Source organism: Saccharibacillus brassicae (assembly GCF_006542275.1).
Lineage (GTDB): Bacteria > Bacillota > Bacilli > Paenibacillales > Paenibacillaceae > Saccharibacillus > Saccharibacillus brassicae.
Genome location: NZ_CP041217.1, coordinates 3,446,209 through 3,464,559, shown reverse-complemented (window position 1 = coordinate 3,464,559; position 18,351 = coordinate 3,446,209). Strand labels below are relative to the sequence as shown.

Below are 18,351 nucleotides of genomic sequence, written 5' to 3'. Positions count from 1 at the left end.
TTTTACCGTAGCATGAAACAGCAGAAACCACAATTCGTTCTCATCATAGCCCTCTTGAAACCAACAAAACCACAAATATAAAAAGAAATTGTGTGGTTTTCGTGTTGACTTTGGCTTTTAACGCTTTTAAGATGAAGAGGAAAACAGAAGCGAACCGCTGCTGCCGCATTTTTTTTGCAAGCGCATACTTTTGAGGGACGCTGTTCGTCGGACAAGCCTTTTATCCTGTTATAAGGAAGACAGACTTCACCGTTCGCCATTTTCCCACACCCAAGGAGGAATCACATGTCAGCCACCGTTACGCAGCAGTATCCGAGAATCGGAATCCGCCCTACCATCGACGGCCGCAGACGCGGCGTACGCGAATCGCTGGAAGAACAGACGATGGGCATGGCGCGGCGCACGGCCGCTTTTTTGCAGGAGCATCTGCGCTACCCGGACGGCTCGCCCGTGCAGTGCGTCATCGCGGACACGACGATCGGCGGCGTGGCGGAAGCGTCCGCGGCGGCGTCCAAGTTCAAGCGCGAAAACGTCGGCGTCTCGATCACCGTTACCCCGTGCTGGTGCTACGGTTCCGAGACGATGGACATGGACGCTTCGATTCCGCACGCGGTCTGGGGCTTTAACGGAACGGAGCGGCCGGGCGCGGTGTATCTGGCGGCGGTGCTGTCGGCTTACGCGCAAAAAGGCATTCCGGCGTTCGGCATCTACGGCGAAGACGTGCAGGAGTCGGGCAGCGAAGAGATTCCGGCCGACGTGCAGACCAAGCTGCTCCGGTTCGCAAGGTCCGCGCTGGCCGCCGCCCTCATCCGGGGCAAAGCGTACCTCTCCATGGGGTCCGTCTCGATGGGCATCGCCGGTTCGATCATCGACGAGAACCTGTTCCAGCATTATCTGGGCATGCGCAACGAATACGTGGACATGTCCGAATTCGTGCGCCGCGTCGAGGAAAATATCTACGACCCGGACGAATACGCCAAAGCGCTGTCCTGGACCCGGGCAAACTGCAAACTCGGCGCCAACAACAATCCCGAACATCTGGTCATCGGCGAGGAAGAACAGAATAGACAATGGGAATTCGTCGTCAAAATGACGCTGATCGCGCGCGACCTCATGGTCGGCAATCCGCGGCTGGCGGAGCTCGGCTTCGAAGAAGAAGCCGGCGGGCATTACGCGATCGCGGGCGGCTTCCAGGGGCAGCGGCATTGGACGGACCATTTCCCGAACGCCGACTTCATGGAGACGATCCTCAATTCCTCGTTCGACTGGAACGGACGGCGCGCGCCGTACATCGTCGCCACCGAAAACGACAGCCTCAACGGCGTCGTCATGCTGTTCAACCATCTGCTGACAGGCACGGCGCAGATCTTCGCGGACGTGCGCACATTCTGGAGTCCGGCGGCGGTGGAACGCGTAACGGGACACCGGCTTGAAGGCGCGGCGCAGGGCGGGCTGCTGCATCTGATCAACTCCGGTTCGGCGGCGCTCGACGGAACGGGCGAGCAGGAGATCGACGGCAAGCCCGCGATCAAGCCTTTCTGGGACGTTACGGACGAAGAAGCGGCCAAATGCCTCGACAAGACGCTGTTCCGGCCGGCTTCGCAGGAATATTTCCGCGGCGGCGGCTTTTCGACCGATTATTTGACCCGCGGCGGCATGCCGGTCACGATGGTTCGCCTCAATCTGGTCAAAGGGCTCGGCCCCGTGCTCCAGCTGGCGGAAGGCTATACGGTCGACCTGCCGGAAGACGTGCACCGCACGCTCGACGAGCGCACCGATCCGACCTGGCCGACGACCTGGTTCGCGCCCAAGCTGACCGGCAAAGGCTCGTTCTCGAACGTCTACGACGTCATGAACAACTGGGGCGCCAACCACGGCGCGATCAGCTACGGCCATATCGGCGCCGACCTGATTACCCTGGCCTCCATCCTGCGCATTCCGGTCAGCATGCACAACGTGGACGAACAAGACGTGTTCCGGCCGCGCGCCTGGTCGCTGTTCGGCACGGAAAACCCGGAAGCGGCCGATTACGCCGCCTGCCGGAACTTCGGCCCGCTGTACTGAGACGCGGGCGCCATTTCATACGGAAAGCGGGGCATGCCCATGAAGCCGCGGGAATTACGTGCGGAAGTTCTGAACGCGACCGGCCGGGGCGCGGACGGCGGTGTAGGTGCGGGTGGCGGCGAAGGTGCAGGACTCGCGGGAATTAGCGTCGCTGCGGAGCCTGTCGGAAGAGACGGAGCTGGCGGGTCCGGCGAGAGTTCGGGAGACTCGGAGCCGAAGGAGAATGCGGGAGCTGTAGAGCGGGGCGAAAGTGCGGAGCCAAACGTAGGTGCGGGAGCCAGCGAAGGTGCAAAAACCAGCGTCGCTGCGGAGCCTGCGCGGCCGCTTGGCGGCGATGATGGCGATAGCGATCCTTCCGTCAAAAGAGTGCTGGCCGTCGATCTCGGCGCCAGCTCGGGCCGGGTCATGCTGGCCTGCTACGACGGCTTCAAGCTGGAGCTGCGCGAGATTCACCGCTTCGACAACGTGCCGATCGAAAGTGTCGGCGGCCTGTATTGGGACGCCGACGGGCTGTTCGCCGAAATCGTCGCGGGCATCCGGCTTGCCGCAGCCGAAGGGCATCCGATCCTCGGCATCGGCGTCGACACCTGGGGCGTCGACTACGGCTGGATCGGACCCGGCGGGGAGCTGCTGCGTCCGCCGCACCATTACCGCGACGCGCGCATGGCGCGGCACGCGGCGAAGCTTGTGCGCCGCCTGCCGCCGCGCGAGCAGTTCGAGCTGACCGGCAATCAGCCGAACGCCATCAATACGGCGTACCAGCTCTTTGCCGATCTGGAGCAGGAACCGCAGCTGCGCGAGCTTGCGGCGCACTTCCTCATGATGCCGGACCTGTTCCATTACCGGCTGTCCGGCGTCATGGCCGCGGAGCGGAGCATTCTCAGCACCGGCGGGCTGCTGGCAGCCGGCGGCAGCGAACCCTCCGCCGAGGTGCTGGCGCGGCTGGGCATTCCGGCCGCCCTGCTCGCGCCGGTCGTGCCGGCCGGCACCGTGCTGGGCGAGCTTCGGCCCGACCTGCAGGCGCAGCTGTGCTGCGGCCCGCTGCGCGTCGTGGCCGGCGCTTCGCACGACACGGCTTCCGCGGTGGCGGCGGTGCCTTACGGCTGCGGGGATGCGGCGGCAGGCGGCGCGGATCGAGGCGCAGCGGGGTTGAGCCCGGCGGCGGGTATGACCGGGACGGCGGAGAACGGCGCGATAGACAGCGCCGCGGGTTTGAGCCCGGCGGCAGGTATGGCCGGATCGCCGCAGAACCCCGCGCCGGACAGCGCCGCGGCGCAAACGCAGCCCGCTTCGCGGGGAGCCGCCGCGTTTATCAGCTGCGGCACCTGGTCTATTGCGGGGATCGAGACCCCGCAGCCGGTGTTGTCCGATGCCGCTTACGAATGCGGCCTGACGAATGAAGCGTGTTACGGCGGAGGCAGCCGCCTGCTCAAGAACATTACGGGCCTGTGGCTGCTTCAGGAATGCCGGCGGCACTGGAACGCCGGCGGCGAAGCGCTCAGCCACGGCGATCTCGCGGCGCTGGCCGAGGCCGCGGGACCGGCGGACTCGCGGATCGATCCCGACGATCCGCGCTTTGCCGCTCCGGGCGATATGCCGGAGCGGGTCCGGCAGTTCTGCCGGGATACCGGGCAGCCGGTTCCCGGCGACCACGGCGAGCTTGCGCGCGTCGTGCTCGAAAGCCTGGCCGATGCCTACGGCCGGGCAATCGACGAGCTGGAGTCGATCTCCGGCCGCCGGATCGCGGCGGTCCATCTCGTCGGAGGCGGCAGCCGCAATCGGCTGCTCTGCCGCCTGACGGCGGAGCGCACCGGCCGCGAAGTCATCGCGGGGCCGGTGGAAGCGAGCGCCGCCGGAAGCGCGCTGATCCAGCTTGCCGCGCTCGGCGAGCTGGACTTCGGCCGCCGGGCGGAGATTCTCGGGCGCTCGTTTGCGCTCGAACGGTATAGGCCGGCTGCTCGTTGAGCTGCGGCCGGCCGTAGACGCTAACGAATCCTGATCACGTTAAAACGGGCAAATCGGTCGATTTTATTTTCTAACGAATCCTAACAACGCTATACCTGCCAAATCGGACAAATACAATGCAAAAAAGCAAAATAGCGTTACCCCGATTCGTTAGCCGCTCCAAATCCCGCTATTTATGAAAATAGCGTTATGACGGTTCGTTAGCACGCCGCAGCCTTTGCGCCGGAACCCGTTCCGGCTTCCTGGCTAGGCCTGACCTCACCCAACCCGCTCCACATCCATAATCCACACCCATGACCCAAAAAGGAGGCCCCTACCCATGACCCAACCCCATTCCATCGCCGATCCGGTCGAACGCGAGCGCCTGCTGCGCCTGCAAATTTGCGATATCGGCCGCAATCTGTTCAACAAGGACTTTATCGCCGCCAACGACGGCAACATTTCCGCCCGCCTCTCCGAGACGGAGATTCTCGCTTCCCCGACCGGCGTCAGCAAAGGCTATCTGGAGCCGCATATGCTCGTCAAAGTCAATCTGGACGGCGAGATCGTCGAAGCGGCGGACGGATACCGGCCGTCCACGGAAGTCAAAATGCATCTGCGCGTCTACCGCGAATGCCCGGACATGAACGGTGTCGTCCACGCCCATCCGCCTTATGCGACCGCGTTCGCGATCAAGGGCGAAGCGCTCGACAAGATGATGATGCCGGAGTCCGTCATCGCGATGGGCGATATCCCGCTTGCGGTCTACGGCACGCCGTCGACCGAAGAGATTCCCGATTCGATCATGCCTTTTCTCGGCAAGAAAACGGCCGTCCTGCTCGAAAGCCACGGCGCGCTGACTTGGGGCAAAAGCGTGATGGACGCCTACATGAACATGGAGCGTCTGGAGTACACGGCCAAGCTGACTTTCCTCACGCGCATGATCGACGGCGAACGCGAACTGCCGCAGCACCGGATCGACGAGCTGGTCGGACTGCGCGCGTTCTACGGCTTCTAGCCAGGGAGGAGATGCCTAATGTTGAAAAAGATTCCCAAAATGCTGTCTCCCGACCTCGTCCATGCCCTGATGCAAATGGGCCACGGCGACGAGATCGTGCTGGCGGACGGCAACTTCCCCGGCCACTCGCTGCACGGGCGCGTCATCCGCTGCGACGGCCTCGGCATTCCTCCGCTGCTCGATGCCATACTGGAGCTGCTGCCGCTCGATCCTTACGCCGGGCATCAGGCGGCGCTGATGAGCGTCGTGCCCGGCGACAAGGTCGTGCCGACGATCTGGGACACGTACCGCGAAGTGATCGCCCGCCACGACGCGTCCGCGCAGATCGCGTTCGAGGAACGTTTCGCTTTTTACGAACGCGCCCGCGGCGCCTACGCGATCGTCGTGACCGGCGAAGAAGCGCTGTACGGCAACATCCTTTTGAAAAAAGGCGTGCTCTAGTTTGCTTCATCGGCAAAAAGCCGGATTCCCCGTCTCTGCACATCGAGGAGGAATCCGGCTTTTCTTCTACTTTTTTCGTCTATTTTTTTATTCGTCGGGCCTGTTACTCGCCTGTCTTGGCTCCGCGCACTCGCTCAACCGCGTACCCGGCTTACTGATCGAACCCGATCCAGTTGAACTTCCCGTCTTCGTGCTCCAGAATCGTCACGCTGGCGTTTTTGATCTCGATCGTGACGTCGACGCCTTCGCACAGCTGGTTGACGATGTTGCGGATCGTATTGCCGTGGGTAACGATCAGGACGTTGGCGTCGCCCGCGTAATCCAGGTCGATGACCGTCTGCAGCCCGCCGCGGATCCGTGTCCACAGTTCCTCGAAGTTTTCCGCGTGATGGTACGGATCGGCTTTTTTGGTCATGTCCGCGAATTCGGCTACCGTCACCGTCTGCATCAATTCCGCAAAGCTTATCCCGGCGTTGTTCTCGGCGATCTGGCCCAAAGCGACCTTCGAGTATTCCCCTTCGAACCCGCCGAAAAACGTTTCGCGAAAAGCTTTGATCCGATGAATGACCGGTACCGGATGCCGGCTCTCGTTCAAGATAAGTTCCGCCGTCTCCAGCGTTCGGCCCGAATCGCTCGTATAGACGTAAGCGAATTCGGTGTCCGCCAACCGCTGCCCGGCGGCAATGGCGACAAGCTTGCCTTCGTCGGTGAGCGGGCTGTCGGACCAACCCTGCATTTTTCCGTAGCGATTTAAGTACGTCTCCCCGTGTCTCACGAGGTGCAACCTGATTTTCGGGCTCATCGGCCGGCCTCCTTTATCGAATGGGCGTTCTTTTTCCACCTGTATAAAATGCGCCGTGTCCGGGCTGCTCAGAGATCCGCCGCGTTAAACTTTTGGGCTTTGAGCGGCATCGCGAAGAAATCCCGGGATACTTTGAAAAAGCCCGTAAAATGCGGCGAAGCGTTATGACGCTCGATCGCGGCTTCGTCGGCCCACACTTCGACCATCGTGAACCGGTCGAGATTGGCGACGTCCTGCGTCAGCGTATAACGGATACAGCCCTCTTCGGCCTGCGAACCGGCGACGAGCGGCTGGACCGTTTGCAGAAAAGCTTCCCGCTTGTCCGGCTTGATCTGCATATCGGCATGAATAACAATCATCGAACATCCTCCTCTATGGATCGTATGCTCCGGGAATCCGATTCGGTTGGATCGATCCCGCTTTCTTGTTCCAGCTTACCACAGACCCCCCCGGACAAATCACGGCCTACGGCATCCTGGCCGGCCGTGCAGCAGCCGGACAGACAAGCTTCCTTGGTTCTTTTAGGTCCGTCAGGTCCTTCAAGTCCATCGGTTCCGTCAGGTCCGTTTGTAGGCTTCGCTTTTCGGACAGCTGTCGCAGTAGCCGTGCGAGCGGCCGGACTGCACGGTACGATAAGCCTGACAGCAGTGCCGGCGAAGCAGAAGCGGCCTCCCTGCGGCATCCGGACCGATCGAACGGAACCGGGCATGGAACCATGGGTTTGCCGGTGCATTCAGTTCCTGCCGGTGCCTGCGCATCGTGTCTGCCCGAGCGGCAAGCGGCGAACCGGCCTGCTGCGATTCCGCTTCCAGGCAGAGGTACAGCGTATGAATCTGATGCAGGACGAGCGTATGCAGCACACTGCCATTCGCTCCCGATGCCCGCTGCACCGCGCGCAGCACGGTTCGAACCTGGGCTTCGACTTTCCCTGCATAAGCGGACAGACTTGGATAGGCGTACGTCAGGCGAGATTCTTCGCATACCCGGTATCCCATCGCGGCTCCTGCACCGATCCGCAGCCGGATATCGCCCGGCTCCGGAGACAGCACAACTCCATAAGCGCTGTAGGCCGCGAACAAACCGGCCGCAAGAACCGAGTATCGCTTGGCGAACAGGGTCCCGGTTACGTCCGGTGCGGCTCCTCCCAACAGCACGGATTGGCGGAGCAGCAGGAGGCGCAGGACGTCCGGGTCCAGCAGATCCTGAACGGAGTAAGGGAAGTTCTGTACGTCTTCCTCCTCGAACTCCGCATCCTTGCCCGGCCGCTTCCTTACCATCGCAAACCGTTCTCTCAGAAAAGCTTCCAGGGGTTCCGACTGCCGCTCTTCAGGCGGCTCCGGCAGTTTCAGTTTCTCCGGCTGCTCCGACTTATCCATCTATTCGACCTGCTTTCGCACATCTTCCAGAATCTCGGTCCGGCCTATGACCCCCCAGCTTTTGAACAACCAGAAAGAATCCGTTTCGTATACGCGCGCCTGCTGTACAGCCGGAACGTTTTTCCAGACCGAACTTTTTTGCGCCGCAGCCAGGAAGTCCGCGCCATTGGGGTCGACTTCCAGAATCAGCCGATTGGCATCCAGATCGGCCACCCCTTCCAACGACAAATCTTCGCGTTGATCGATCGGCGTCAGGGAAGACGGTTCGAAGCCCAGATCGTGATACAGCAGTCCGTTCGTCGGATGCCCGTTCTGCGCATAGATTTGCAGCAGTTTGTCCCGCACCCGGATATACGCCAGTTTACGATGTTCCGACTGTTCGACCTGCACCCGAACCTCCGCCGTTTTCTTGTCGAGTTCGGCAATTTTCTCCTGTGCCAACCCGGTCTTGCCGTACATCTCCGCAATTTTCAACAAGTCTTCCGTCCAAAAGTCGGGATCTTCGTCGTAGTCTTTCCATTCGTTGCCCAAGACGACAGTCGGTGCAATCTTGTTCAACTGCTCGTAGGTCGTCTCGCCTGTCCGGCTTTCGACCAGAATCACATCCGGGTCCAGCAGCAGAATCGCTTCCAGATTCGGCGCTTCGGCCGATCCGACCGTAGCCACGCCTTCAAGCTCGTCCGCCAGATAAGGCAGGTAATCGCCGCCGTAGCGATCTTCCGTATTGACGCCCACCGGCTTCTCGCCGATCGTCAGCATATGGTCGATATACGCGGCGGACAAAGAGACGACCCGTTTCGGCGAAGCCGGAATTTCCGCCGTTCCTTTCAGATGCGTAATCGCCATCGTGGCTGACTTTCCGCTGTCGGCGGAAGAAGAAGTTTCCGCTTCCGAAGTCGCGGCTTCGCCGGAAGACGCTTTTGTCTCCGAAGCGGCTTCTGTTTGTGCCGCCGCTTCGGTCTTCCCTGTCTGTGAATTCGGCATGGCCGATCCGCAGGCGGAGAGCATCAGTACCGCCGCAATCAGCAGCATCCAGCCCGCAGCGAACGATACGCGTGTAGCGCCGAAACCAGTCTTACCGCTCCCGCTTTCTCTATTTTCTCTGCTGGGCCTGTTCTTTTTTCCCGTATTCGATCCGTTTCTTGTATGCTGCACGGTTCATCCCCCTATAAGTGATAATCATTATCACTCTATACTAGGGAAGAAGCGCCTTCGGTTCAATGGACATTATCGCCGATTTTGTATGGACAAATTCACCCGGTTTCTTCGGTCATTCGGTCAAACAGTTCGTGCATCGCCTCGAGACGGCCCGCCGGGCCAAGCGCTTTTAACAAAAGTCCCTGCGCATCGCAGACCCGCCCTTCCCTGACCGCCCGAAGCGACTGCCACTCTTCGGAAGCTTCGATCGCGCGCATGCGTCCCGCCGCTTCCGGCGTCGGTTCCACCGCCATAAACAGCCAGTCCGCATCGAAAAGGGGAAGCTGCCCGGGACCGATATTCAACGCCCATTCGCCTGCCGGAAAATGGTCGGGAAGCTGCAAACCGAGATCGTCGTACAGCAGCGCTCCTGTCTGATTCAGCGCTCCGTATACGCGGCACAATGTCGCACCGACCCGAATATAATAAGCCGTCATCCTGCGCCCCGCTTGGGCTGTCAGCTGTACGCGCATGCTTTTCCGCTTCGCTTCGTACCGGCCTATCCAGTCTTCCGCTTCATTCTGCCGACCGAAGATGCCGCCCATCTGCCTAAGCTGCCGCACCAGGTCATTGGAGTAGGCGAGAGTGACGGTCGGAGCCATCCGCTCCAACTGCGCGTCGGCGTCCAGGCGGCTGCTGGTCAGGATCAGATCCGGCGCGGCTCGTCCCAGCTTGGCATAACTGAACGCCGAACTGTCGAGCCGGACGGATGCTCCCGATTCATCAGACTTCGCCGGGGCCGATTCGCCGATTCGCGGAAGCCTCCGCTCGTAAGACAATACCGCGACAGGCGAAATGCCGAGCGTCGTCAGATAGTCGTCAAGCCCGTAGTAGACGGTTGCAATCCGCAGATCGCTTCGCTTCATATATTGGCCGGGGGCAATGCCTTCCGACTTTTTGAACGCCCGGCTGAAATAATGCTCGTCCTTGTAGCCGACGCTTCGCGCAATCGTCTTGATCTTGTCGCTTGAGAACAGCAGCTGCTTCGCCCGGGTCATTCGCAGATGCAGCAGATACTGGGCCGGAGTCCGTCCGGTTCGGGCCTTGAACGTCCGAATAAAATGATTGACGCTCATTCCGGATCGAACGGCCATCTCCTCGATACTCACTTCCCGCGCATAATGCCCGGACATGTACGCCAAAGCGAGATCGATCCCGGACCGCCCGGCTTCTTCCTCCGTGCTTTTCAAAAGTCCGTTCTGCCTATCACCTGCCGCCGATTCCGCCCGGCGTACGTTCATCCAGCGGTGCAGCGCATGCTTGAGTTCCAGCCGGTCGCGAGGCGGCGCTTCCCCCGCCATTCCCGGCAGGCGCTCCGGAAGCCCGGCCGACCGTTCCAATCTTCCCGAAGCGGGAAGTTCGGCTTCCGCCGCCAACCACTGCCCGGCGTATTTCTGCATGCGGCAGCAGGAGAACAGCAGCAGCGTGACGCGAAATCCCGCTTCCCAGCGTCCGCCGAGCGCGGTTCCGGGGACCAGCCAGAACCGGTCGCCCGCTTCCGCCGTATGGGTACGCCCGTCGATCGACAAAGCCGCCCGGCCGCTTTCGACCGCAAGCAGACCGCATTTGTCCAGCTCTCTGGGACGAAGAACGCCCTCGCCCCGGAACTCCGCCCGGCAGAGACGAACCGAAGGAAAGAAGAGCCGGTCCGGTTTGCTTTTGGCCGCGTTCATGATCCCCACTCCTTATGCGAAAAAGTCGTACGTCCGCGTCCACTCGCGCGTCTCGCCCGGCGCAAGATTCAGCTCGATAAACACTTCGGGCGCGACCACATGCCCCGAACCCCATACGGCGAACTTGGACGCGTCGAAGTCGCCGCGCTCGCGCACGCCCGCTCCGCTCGGTACGTGCAGCAGCTCCCAATAGGGCGCTTCGCCCGCCGCGAAGCCGCCGAACAGCGCGTAATATTCGCCGCCCGCTTCGGCGTTCCACGCCATCCGCCCGGCCGACAATTCCAGCTTGTCTTCCACGCCCCCGTCGCCCAGCAGCCTAAGCTTCGGTTCGTACGGCAGGTTCAGCACGTAATCCGGCCCGACCGGATGCCCGCCGATGCCCATGAAGTTATGTACGTATTCGCTGGTCGAAAAACTTTTCGTGCCCGTATTGGTCAGTTTGTACCGGATATGCAGGCTGCGTCCGTCGATTTCGATCGTCTTGACGAGCGCCGCGCCATAGCCGTTATGCTCCGGTGCTTCCGACACGAAGGTCATCCGCGCCGCTTCGGTCTCCGTCCGGACTTCGTACGCTTCGACCGGATACGTGCGCGCAAAATTGTAACTCTCGTCGTCGATCCGCGTCAGCGCGCCGATGCCGAGTTTGACGAACGTTTCGCCCGGCCGGGCTTCTTCGTAGCCGATCGCCCGTTCGATGCCGAACTCGCCGGACAACCCTTCGCCGCCCGTTCCCTGCCCCGCAACGAGACTCTCCGGCACGCAAAAGTCGATGCCCGCGCTCTCCAGTCTTACCTGCGTAATCCAGCCCGTGCGGTCGAACCGCGTTCCCGTACACGTCTCCGGCGCCTTGATCGTCACCGTCAGTTCTTCGCCGGTCAGGATATACTCATGCGTCTCCATCATCAAAAGTTCCTCCTTCGTCTTCGTCTGCGCACGCCTCGGCGTGTCGTTTTTCCATCATAGCGCGCTTGGATGTAAAAAGGTACTTTAGGCTTGCCTGACGGGCCCTCCGCGCCACGCCAAAAAGACGGGCCTCCGCCCGTCTTCTCCGCCTCCGTGCCCGACGAACGCCCACCCTCTAAAATCCTTCAATCTTTTAACCTTTCAATCCTTTAACCTTTCGATCCGCCGATCTTCAATCCTTGGCCACGCCGTCTTCCATCGCCGCCGAGCAGGCCGCGCTTTCGCGGTCTTCGACGATCGCGAAGCCCCAGGCCGGCAGGTTCAGCATCTGGCCGTGCCTGACGTCTTCGCCCGACACCAGTTCCCTGCCGTCGCGGTAGCCGTATCGCAATCCCGCCGGCTCGCCGGAATAGTTGAGGAAATAGCGCACGCGGCAGCCTGCCGCGTTCACGCCCGATTTGACGACCAGCGGGAACTTGAGCTTCTGGTCTTCGCCCCACAGCCCCGCTTCGCGCAGCACCCGCTCGAACAGGCGCAGCAGCAGCCCTTCGGTCGGCAGGAAGCCGACGTAAGTCGCCGTGCCTTCGCCGAAGCGGTTTGTCGTGATCGCCGCGTACCCGTCCCACTCGGGATGGTCGTACCGGGCCAGCACTTCCGCCGTCGTCGGCGTCAGCAGCTCCATCCACGTCCCGACTTCCTTCTCCGCTGCGCCCAGATCCTCGAACCCGCCGCCGGCAAAACGGACGCTCGCCTTGTTCGGTTCGGCGAACAGCTGGTAGTTCACGCCGCAGGATCGCTCGATCAGACCCGGCTGCGCGCCGGTACGTACCTGTACGTCGGCGTTCGCGAACCCGCTTTTGAACGTGTAGATCACATGCCCGCCTTTTTCCGCAAAATCGTTCAGCTTCTCCAGCAGCCGGTCCGGCGCGCTGTACAGCGCGGGCACGACGAGCAGGTCGTATTCCGCCAACACTTTCGCTTCGGTGTCCGGATGGACGAAATCGCAGCCGACGTTCAGCTTGTAGAGCGCGTCGTAACAGCGCCGCACGACGTCGTTGTAGAGCACGCCGCCCGGCAGCGGGAACCAGTCGAGGGCGCTGAGCGCTTCGCTGCTGACCAGCATCGCGACGCGGTTGATTTTGCGCAGGCCGGCAAGTGAGCCGCCGAGGCGCGCAAAATCGGCTCCGATCGTCCGCGCTTCCTCGTATACGGGATTCGGCTGCAGGTCGTGGCTGAGCAGTCCTTTCCAGTATGTCTCGAACGAATTGTGGATCGAATGCCAGTGCCAATATGCGACCAGGCTCGCGCCCGAAGCCAGATGGCTGAACGCCAGCAGCCGCAGCTGCCCCGGATACGGCGTCCAATGCGGGAAAGCCTGCGCCTGCGTCTCCAGCACAAGGTAGCCGCCCTGCTTGAGCGAACGCGCCATGTCGCCGCCGAACGAGATTTCCGCGCCGGTCAGCTCGCTCTGCGACGGATGGTAGATGTCCACGCCCGCGATATCGAACGGCCGGGATGCTTTGAAATGGTCCACGTCCCGCTGCACGCCGTACGAATGGCCGCGCCAGTCGAAGTCGAAATTGTGCGTCGTGAACTGGCCGGGACGCTTGTATTCGTTGACGAGTCCGACCTGCCAGGCGAGAAAATCGGTCACGAGCTGCCGCTGGAACCGGGCGAATTCCGCGCCCAGGCTGCCGTTGATCGTGCCGAGCACGGACGGAAAGTCTTCCCAGGCGTCGATCCGGTTGCTCCAGTACGCCAGCCCGAAGCGGCGGTTCAGCTCGCCGAGATCGCCGCCGAACTTGTCGCGCATCGCCTTGACGAAGCGCAGCTGCACGTTCGGGCCGGCGGTGCCGTAATGCTTGGTCTCGTTGTCGATCTGGTAACCGATGACCGCCGGATGGCCGCAGACGCGGCCGATCAGCTTGCGGATGATCCGCTCGGCATAGAACAGGTAAGCCGGGCTCGTAATGTCCATGATCTGCCGAGCCCCGTATTTGCCGGGTCCGGTGCGGGTCTCGGCCAGCACTTCCGGATGCTCGCGCACCATCCAGGCCGGCACGGCATACGTCGGTGTGCCGACGATGACGGAGATGCCCGCCGCGTGCATGGCATCCAATACGCGGTCCACCGAGGCGAAGTCGAACACCCCGTTTTGCGGTTCGTGCGTGCTCCAGGTCGATTCCGCGATGCGTACGACGGTAATCCCCGCCGCCTGCATCATCTCGATATCAGTCGCCAGTCGATCGTAAGGCATGTACTCGTCGTAATAAGCGACTCCGTAATGCAAACGTTCCATGTCGATTCCCCTTCCTGTGTCCCTGCCGGACTGTAGACGCGGACGCGGCTGGCCGGATGGCCGACCGCTGCGCGGCGCGCTGCCGCTTCGCTCCCCGGACAGGCCGAACGCGGCCCGGGCTTCGCGTCTGTCCCTACCTTTTCGCGCCGGCCGCCGCCATATCCTGCAAACGCTTCGCTTTTATCGGTTTACGACCCCGCTTACGATGAAACTTTCTTCATGATTCGAGAGATTTTTTTAACTTGCATTTGACGATTTTGTCGTTTTTTTATATGCAGACGCCTTGGGAAAAAAGAAAAAACAGGATGATAACGCTTTAACCTGAATCGAAAACGTTTCAATGTAAGTAAACTGGAAAAAGGACTTTTTTACATTCGCTTAACAAAAGCAGGTTATACTAATAAAAGAGCTTCCCGGAGAATAGTCCCGCTTGGCCGCACCGATTTTGCGCGCTGCCCGGCGGGTAAAAGAAAAGTGCGAACGCCGCGCAACCTGCGTTCGCCCTCATGCGCACACGATTCCATGTCTGACGGAAGGCTCGACCGCCCATGCGGAAAAGAAACGGATTCGCACGAATACTCGGCGTCTGCGGCTCGACTTGCGTCCTGCCCGCACGCTCTACTATGGAGGAACTATGGACAACCATTCCGCTCAACGGGGATCGTCCCCTTACTACATCAATCGCGACCTGAGTTGGATCGAATTCAATTACCGCGTGCTCGAAGAAGCGCAGGACCCGGATACGCCGCTGCTCGAACGCGCCAAATTCCTCGGCATCGTCTCGCGCAACCTGGACGAGTTCATGAGCGTTCGCGTAGCGGGCATCCGCAACCAGCTCAAGGCCGGCCTCGCGAAGAAGGACTTCTCCGGCTACACGCCGCCCGTCCTGTACAAACGCCTGTCCAAGCGCATCGAGAAGATGGTGGCGGCCGAATACCGGACGTACCGCGAACTGGTACGCCTCATGGCCAAGGAGAGCCTCGTGCTCAACCGCTACGAAGATCTGAGCGCGACCCAGCAAAAAGCGGCGGACGATTACTTCCATGACGTCATCTTCCCCGTCCTGACGCCGATGGCGGTCGATCTCAGCCGTCCGTTTCCGCTCGTGCACAGCCAGAACGTCTATCTGGCCGCGCTGCTCGAACGCGACAACACGCCGGAAGACCTGCCCGACGAAGAACGGTTCTTTTTCGCCATCGTCCAGGTTCCGTCGATCCTGCCGCGGCTCGTGTCGGTAACCCAGCGCAGCCACAGCAAACGGCAGACCTACGTCCTGATCGACGAACTGATCTGCCACCATATCCAGACGCTGTTCAGCGGCTATACGGCCAAGACGGTGCACGCTTTCCGCCTCAGCCGCGACGCGGATCTTGAGATCAACGAAGAAGAAGCGGACGATCTGCTCGAAGAGATCGAGAAGAAGCTGCGCAAGCGCCGCCGCGGCGCGCCGGTGCGGCTCGAAGTGCAAAAAGGCTTCCATCCGTACGCGCTGCAGCTGCTGCAGGAAGAATTCGAGATCGAAGACGCCGTGTACGAAATCGACGGCCCGATCGACCTCGGCTTCCTGACGTCGTTCGCCGGCTCCGTCAAGAACCGCGACGCGCTGCGTTATCCGTCCCGGCTGTCGATCTACCCGCCCGAATTCGGGGACGGCGGAGACACCGACTACTTCAGCGTGCTGAAAGAACGCGACGTGCTGATGCACCATCCGTTCGAGACGTTCGATGCCGTCAGCGATTTCGTCGAACAGGCCGCCGAAGACCCGAACGTTATGGCGATCAAGATGACGCTGTACCGGGTCAGCAGCAAATCGGCCATCATCCGCTCGCTCGCCGCGGCCGCCGAAGCGGGCAAGCAGGTGACGGTCGTCGTCGAACTCAAGGCGAGATTCGACGAAGAACGCAATATCAGCTGGGCGCGGACGCTGGAGCAGTCCGGCTGCCACGTTGTGTACGGACTGGTCGGACTCAAGACGCACGCCAAAGCGATTCTGGTCGTCCGGCGTGAAGAAGACGGTCTGCGCCGCTACGTGCACGTCGGCACGGGCAACTACAACGACGCGACGGCCAAGCTCTATACGGACGTCGGCCTGATGACTTCGAACGCTTCGATCGGCGAAGACGCTTCGGAACTGTTCAACCATATTACCGGCTATTCCAGCCATCCGAACTGGCAGGAAATCTCGGTCGCGCCGGATACGATGATGGGCACGTTCGTCACGAATATCCGCCGCGAAGCCGATCACGCCAAAGCCGGCCGGCCGGCGCGCATCATCGCCAAGTTCAACTCGCTGTCCAACCAGCAGATCATCGACGAACTGTACGAAGCGTCCAAAGCCGGCGTCAAAGTCGACCTGATCGTGCGCGGCGTCTGCTGTCTGCGTCCGGGCGTCAAAGACCTGAGCGAGAACATTACGGTGCGCAGCATCGTCGACCGCTATCTGGAACACTCCCGGATCTACTATTTCGAAAATGGCGGCAAGTCGGAGATCTTCCTCTCCAGCGCCGACTGGATGACCCGCAACCTGACGCGCCGCGTCGAGTTGATGTGCCCGATTCTCGATCCGGGCTGCCAGGACACGCTGCTGAACATTCTGAAGCTGTATCTCAAAGACAACGTCAAAGCGCGCATGCTGACTTCGAGCGGCGGCTACGAATCGTTCGAGAACGGCGAAGAACCGTTCCGCAGCCAGTTCCGTGCGGAAGATATCCGCGCCTGGAAATCGACGCTGGCCTGATCGGATCAAGGCCGGGTCCCGCTGCGGACCGGATGCTGCCTTGATCCCGGCCGCATCGGGGCTTGGCTCCGAGCCTCCGAGCCTCCGATCTTCAGATCCGAACGGCCTTTGAGTTGAGGCCGAACCGAAAAAGCCCGCTTCTCCGGATGATCCGGGGAAGCGGGCTTTTTGTCGTCTTGTTAATTCGTCCGATCCCGATCCGCGATTTCGCGGTCCGGCGTTCAGCCGTTCAGCCGGTCAGCCGACCTGGATCTTCAGCTCGATCTTGACGTTCCATTCTTTCTCGAAGTCTTTGGCCGCCGCTTTGAGGTCGCGAATCTCCATGAACGCTTCCGTCCGGCACGTCAGCTCAAGTTCGAAGCGTTCGCCGCTGCGTCTGGCCGCAAGCGCCGTAACGGCCTGCGTCTCGCTGGCGTCCAGCGCGGCCGCCATTTGGAGCACGGCGCCGAGACGGCGCGTACGCTCCTCGTCCTTCGCCAGCAGGATGTCTTTGTACGTCTGCGCCGTGGTGCTTTTGCGCCATTTGACCTTGCCGGCAATGCCGGCGATCAGCGCGGTCAGGATGATCTCGCGGTGCGTCAGTCCCGCAAGCGGACGCTTGGTGAGCAAATACTGGGTATGCTCCTCGTAATCGATATAGCCGATCTCGGTGCCGGTCTGGTACGTCCAGGCGGCGATGCGCAGCAGCTTGGCGTTCCAGCGGCTCTCTCCTTCTTCGCCCAGCGCTTCGTACAAAATGCGGGCGAACTGCTCCGTGTGACGCAGATGCCGCTGACGCTGCTTCGGCATTTTCGACAGCAGCGCGCGCAGTTCGAATTCCAGCACGTTCTCGTGCACGGCCTGTTCGGGATGCAGCAGCTCGAAGAACAGCCCTTCGCGCAGGCCGGTGCCGCTGACGACGTAGCGCGCCGCCTTCATATGAAGGAACAGAGTCCGCAGGATGATCAGGCCCGGCACGATGATGTCGGTCCGGCTCTTGGACAAGCCCGGCACCTGCTTGCGGCCGTTGTTGTCCATGCCCGGCAGCGTGGCGTAGAAATGGTCCACGTCTTCGCCCTGCATGACATAGTTGTGCGTGTACGACAACGAATAATTGCGCCGCCGCTGATCCATTTTGCCGAGTCCGCGTATCGTGCCGCCCAGGCCGACCAGATCGAGGCCCGGATAATCGGAGATCCATGCCTGCTTGCGCGCTTCGGCGAGCACGAATTGTTCCAGTTCGCCCACGCGCTCGTGCGTCCAACTGCCGCTTCCGCCGAAACGCACGTTCATGTTGACCGCGCCGAACGGGAACGAATAGCTCGATACCCGGCGGCGGTCCTGGAACAGCGTCACTTCCGTGCTGCCTCCGCCGATATCGATAATGAAGCCTTCGGCGATGTCGATTTTGTTGACGACGCCGATAAATCCGTAATGGCCTTCCATTTCGCCGGGCAGCAGTTCGATCTTAAGACCGGTCTCCCGGTTCAAAATTTCGATGATCTGGCCGGAGTTCGACGCGTTGCGAATCGCCGCCGTCGCAACGGCGCGGATCTGCGTCGCTCCGTACGCTTCGCAGACTTCCGTAAACTGCTTCAGCACCGGGACGACGGAATAGATGGCCGGCGAAGGCATGATGCCTTCGGGCGTGACGAGCGCGCTGAGCCGTGCCGCTTCGCGCGATTCGGTCAGCACGCGGTATGAGCCGCCGCTGTCGCTTTCATAGACGACGAGCCGAATCGAGTTCGAACCAATATCGATAATGCCCGCTCTGAGGCTCGTCTGCGCCGCCTCGGGGCGGCTGATTTCGGGTGTGGTGGTCATATGGAATGGACAGCTCCTTGTCTCCGGCGCCCGGTATCCGGCCGGGCCGTAATCGCAAACCGGTTTCTTTATCTCATTAGCCTTAACCTTAGCA

Annotated in this window: 13 protein-coding genes; 5 read left to right on the top strand and 8 right to left on the bottom strand. The window is 61.3% G+C overall.

Features of this window, described 5'->3' with window-relative positions; genetic code table 11:
- Positions 1–285: 285 nt before the first annotated feature.
- The 4 genes from FFV09_RS14380 to fucU all read left to right on the top strand — a co-directional run bounded on the left by FFV09_RS14380 (position 286) and on the right by fucU (position 5,467).
- The gene (locus tag FFV09_RS14380; protein WP_141448459.1) at positions 286–2,064 is read left to right on the top strand and encodes an L-fucose isomerase; all 1,779 of its coding nucleotides are present in this window, start codon (positions 286–288) and stop codon (positions 2,062–2,064) included.
- A 33-nt stretch (positions 2,065–2,097) separates the two neighbouring features.
- Complete coding sequence (locus tag FFV09_RS14375) at positions 2,098–4,029, top strand: rhamnulokinase (RefSeq protein WP_246098350.1); 1,932 nt, start codon at positions 2,098–2,100, stop codon at positions 4,027–4,029.
- A gap of 319 nt (positions 4,030–4,348) precedes the next feature.
- On the top strand, positions 4,349–5,026 hold the full coding sequence (locus FFV09_RS14370; RefSeq protein WP_141448458.1) for a class II aldolase/adducin family protein: 678 nt from the start codon (positions 4,349–4,351) through the stop codon (positions 5,024–5,026).
- A gap of 18 nt (positions 5,027–5,044) precedes the next feature.
- Complete coding sequence (gene fucU, locus FFV09_RS14365) at positions 5,045–5,467, top strand: L-fucose mutarotase (RefSeq protein ID WP_141448457.1); 423 nt, start codon at positions 5,045–5,047, stop codon at positions 5,465–5,467.
- 151 nt (positions 5,468–5,618) lie between these two features.
- On the opposite strand, the gene FFV09_RS14360 is transcribed toward fucU, so the two are convergent.
- From FFV09_RS14360 to FFV09_RS14330, 7 genes are all read right to left on the bottom strand, one after another.
- A complete protein-coding gene (locus FFV09_RS14360; protein ID WP_141448456.1) occupies positions 5,619–6,269 on the bottom strand; it encodes a histidine phosphatase family protein in 651 nt (216 codons plus the stop codon).
- Positions 6,270–6,337: 68 nt separating this feature from the next.
- Positions 6,338–6,628 carry a putative quinol monooxygenase gene (locus FFV09_RS14355; RefSeq protein ID WP_141448455.1) on the bottom strand — a complete coding sequence of 97 codons (291 nt, stop codon included), beginning with the start codon at positions 6,626–6,628 and terminating at the stop codon, positions 6,338–6,340.
- A 198-nt stretch (positions 6,629–6,826) separates the two neighbouring features.
- Positions 6,827–7,645 (bottom strand): hypothetical protein, encoded by an 819-nt coding sequence (locus tag FFV09_RS14350; protein WP_141448454.1) that lies wholly within the window; start codon positions 7,643–7,645, stop codon positions 6,827–6,829.
- Entirely contained in the window at positions 7,646–8,677 is a 1,032-nt protein-coding gene (locus FFV09_RS14345; RefSeq protein ID WP_246098349.1) for an ABC transporter substrate-binding protein, read from the bottom strand.
- 221 nt (positions 8,678–8,898) lie between these two features.
- The gene (locus tag FFV09_RS14340) at positions 8,899–10,515 is read right to left on the bottom strand and encodes a helix-turn-helix domain-containing protein (RefSeq protein WP_141448453.1); all 1,617 of its coding nucleotides are present in this window, start codon (positions 10,513–10,515) and stop codon (positions 8,899–8,901) included.
- A gap of 12 nt (positions 10,516–10,527) precedes the next feature.
- On the bottom strand, positions 10,528–11,418 hold the full coding sequence (locus FFV09_RS14335) for a hypothetical protein (protein ID WP_141448452.1): 891 nt from the start codon (positions 11,416–11,418) through the stop codon (positions 10,528–10,530).
- 232 nt (positions 11,419–11,650) lie between these two features.
- On the bottom strand, positions 11,651–13,717 hold the full coding sequence (locus FFV09_RS14330; RefSeq protein ID WP_141448451.1) for a beta-galactosidase: 2,067 nt from the start codon (positions 13,715–13,717) through the stop codon (positions 11,651–11,653).
- Positions 13,718–14,351: 634 nt separating this feature from the next.
- Here FFV09_RS14330 and ppk1 point away from each other — a divergent pair.
- Complete coding sequence (gene ppk1, locus FFV09_RS14325; protein WP_141448450.1) at positions 14,352–16,454, top strand: polyphosphate kinase 1; 2,103 nt, start codon at positions 14,352–14,354, stop codon at positions 16,452–16,454.
- A gap of 237 nt (positions 16,455–16,691) precedes the next feature.
- Here the strand turns inward: ppk1 and FFV09_RS14320 are convergent, their stop codons facing one another.
- On the bottom strand, positions 16,692–18,257 hold the full coding sequence (locus tag FFV09_RS14320; protein WP_141448449.1) for a Ppx/GppA phosphatase family protein: 1,566 nt from the start codon (positions 18,255–18,257) through the stop codon (positions 16,692–16,694).
- Between the last annotated feature and the right edge of the window lie 94 nt (positions 18,258–18,351).

What these genes read in the sequence shown, in the direction of transcription:
- FFV09_RS14380 (WP_141448459.1), top strand. Translation starts at nt 286, where the DNA reads ATGTCAGCCACCGTTACGCAGCAGTATCCGAGAATCGGAATCCGCCCT.
- FFV09_RS14375 (WP_246098350.1), top strand. Translation starts at nt 2,098, where the DNA reads ATGCCCATGAAGCCGCGGGAATTACGTGCGGAAGTTCTGAACGCGACC.
- FFV09_RS14370 (WP_141448458.1), top strand. Translation starts at nt 4,349, where the DNA reads ATGACCCAACCCCATTCCATCGCCGATCCGGTCGAACGCGAGCGCCTG.
- fucU (WP_141448457.1), top strand. Translation starts at nt 5,045, where the DNA reads ATGTTGAAAAAGATTCCCAAAATGCTGTCTCCCGACCTCGTCCATGCC.
- FFV09_RS14360 (WP_141448456.1), bottom strand. Translation starts at nt 6,269, where the DNA reads ATGAGCCCGAAAATCAGGTTGCACCTCGTGAGACACGGGGAGACGTAC.
- FFV09_RS14355 (WP_141448455.1), bottom strand. Translation starts at nt 6,628, where the DNA reads ATGATTGTTATTCATGCCGATATGCAGATCAAGCCGGACAAGCGGGAA.
- FFV09_RS14350 (WP_141448454.1), bottom strand. Translation starts at nt 7,645, where the DNA reads ATGGATAAGTCGGAGCAGCCGGAGAAACTGAAACTGCCGGAGCCGCCT.
- FFV09_RS14345 (WP_246098349.1), bottom strand. Translation starts at nt 8,677, where the DNA reads ATGCTGCTGATTGCGGCGGTACTGATGCTCTCCGCCTGCGGATCGGCC.
- FFV09_RS14340 (WP_141448453.1), bottom strand. Translation starts at nt 10,515, where the DNA reads ATGAACGCGGCCAAAAGCAAACCGGACCGGCTCTTCTTTCCTTCGGTT.
- FFV09_RS14335 (WP_141448452.1), bottom strand. Translation starts at nt 11,418, where the DNA reads ATGATGGAGACGCATGAGTATATCCTGACCGGCGAAGAACTGACGGTG.
- FFV09_RS14330 (WP_141448451.1), bottom strand. Translation starts at nt 13,717, where the DNA reads ATGGAACGTTTGCATTACGGAGTCGCTTATTACGACGAGTACATGCCT.
- ppk1 (WP_141448450.1), top strand. Translation starts at nt 14,352, where the DNA reads ATGGACAACCATTCCGCTCAACGGGGATCGTCCCCTTACTACATCAAT.
- FFV09_RS14320 (WP_141448449.1), bottom strand. Translation starts at nt 18,257, where the DNA reads ATGACCACCACACCCGAAATCAGCCGCCCCGAGGCGGCGCAGACGAGC.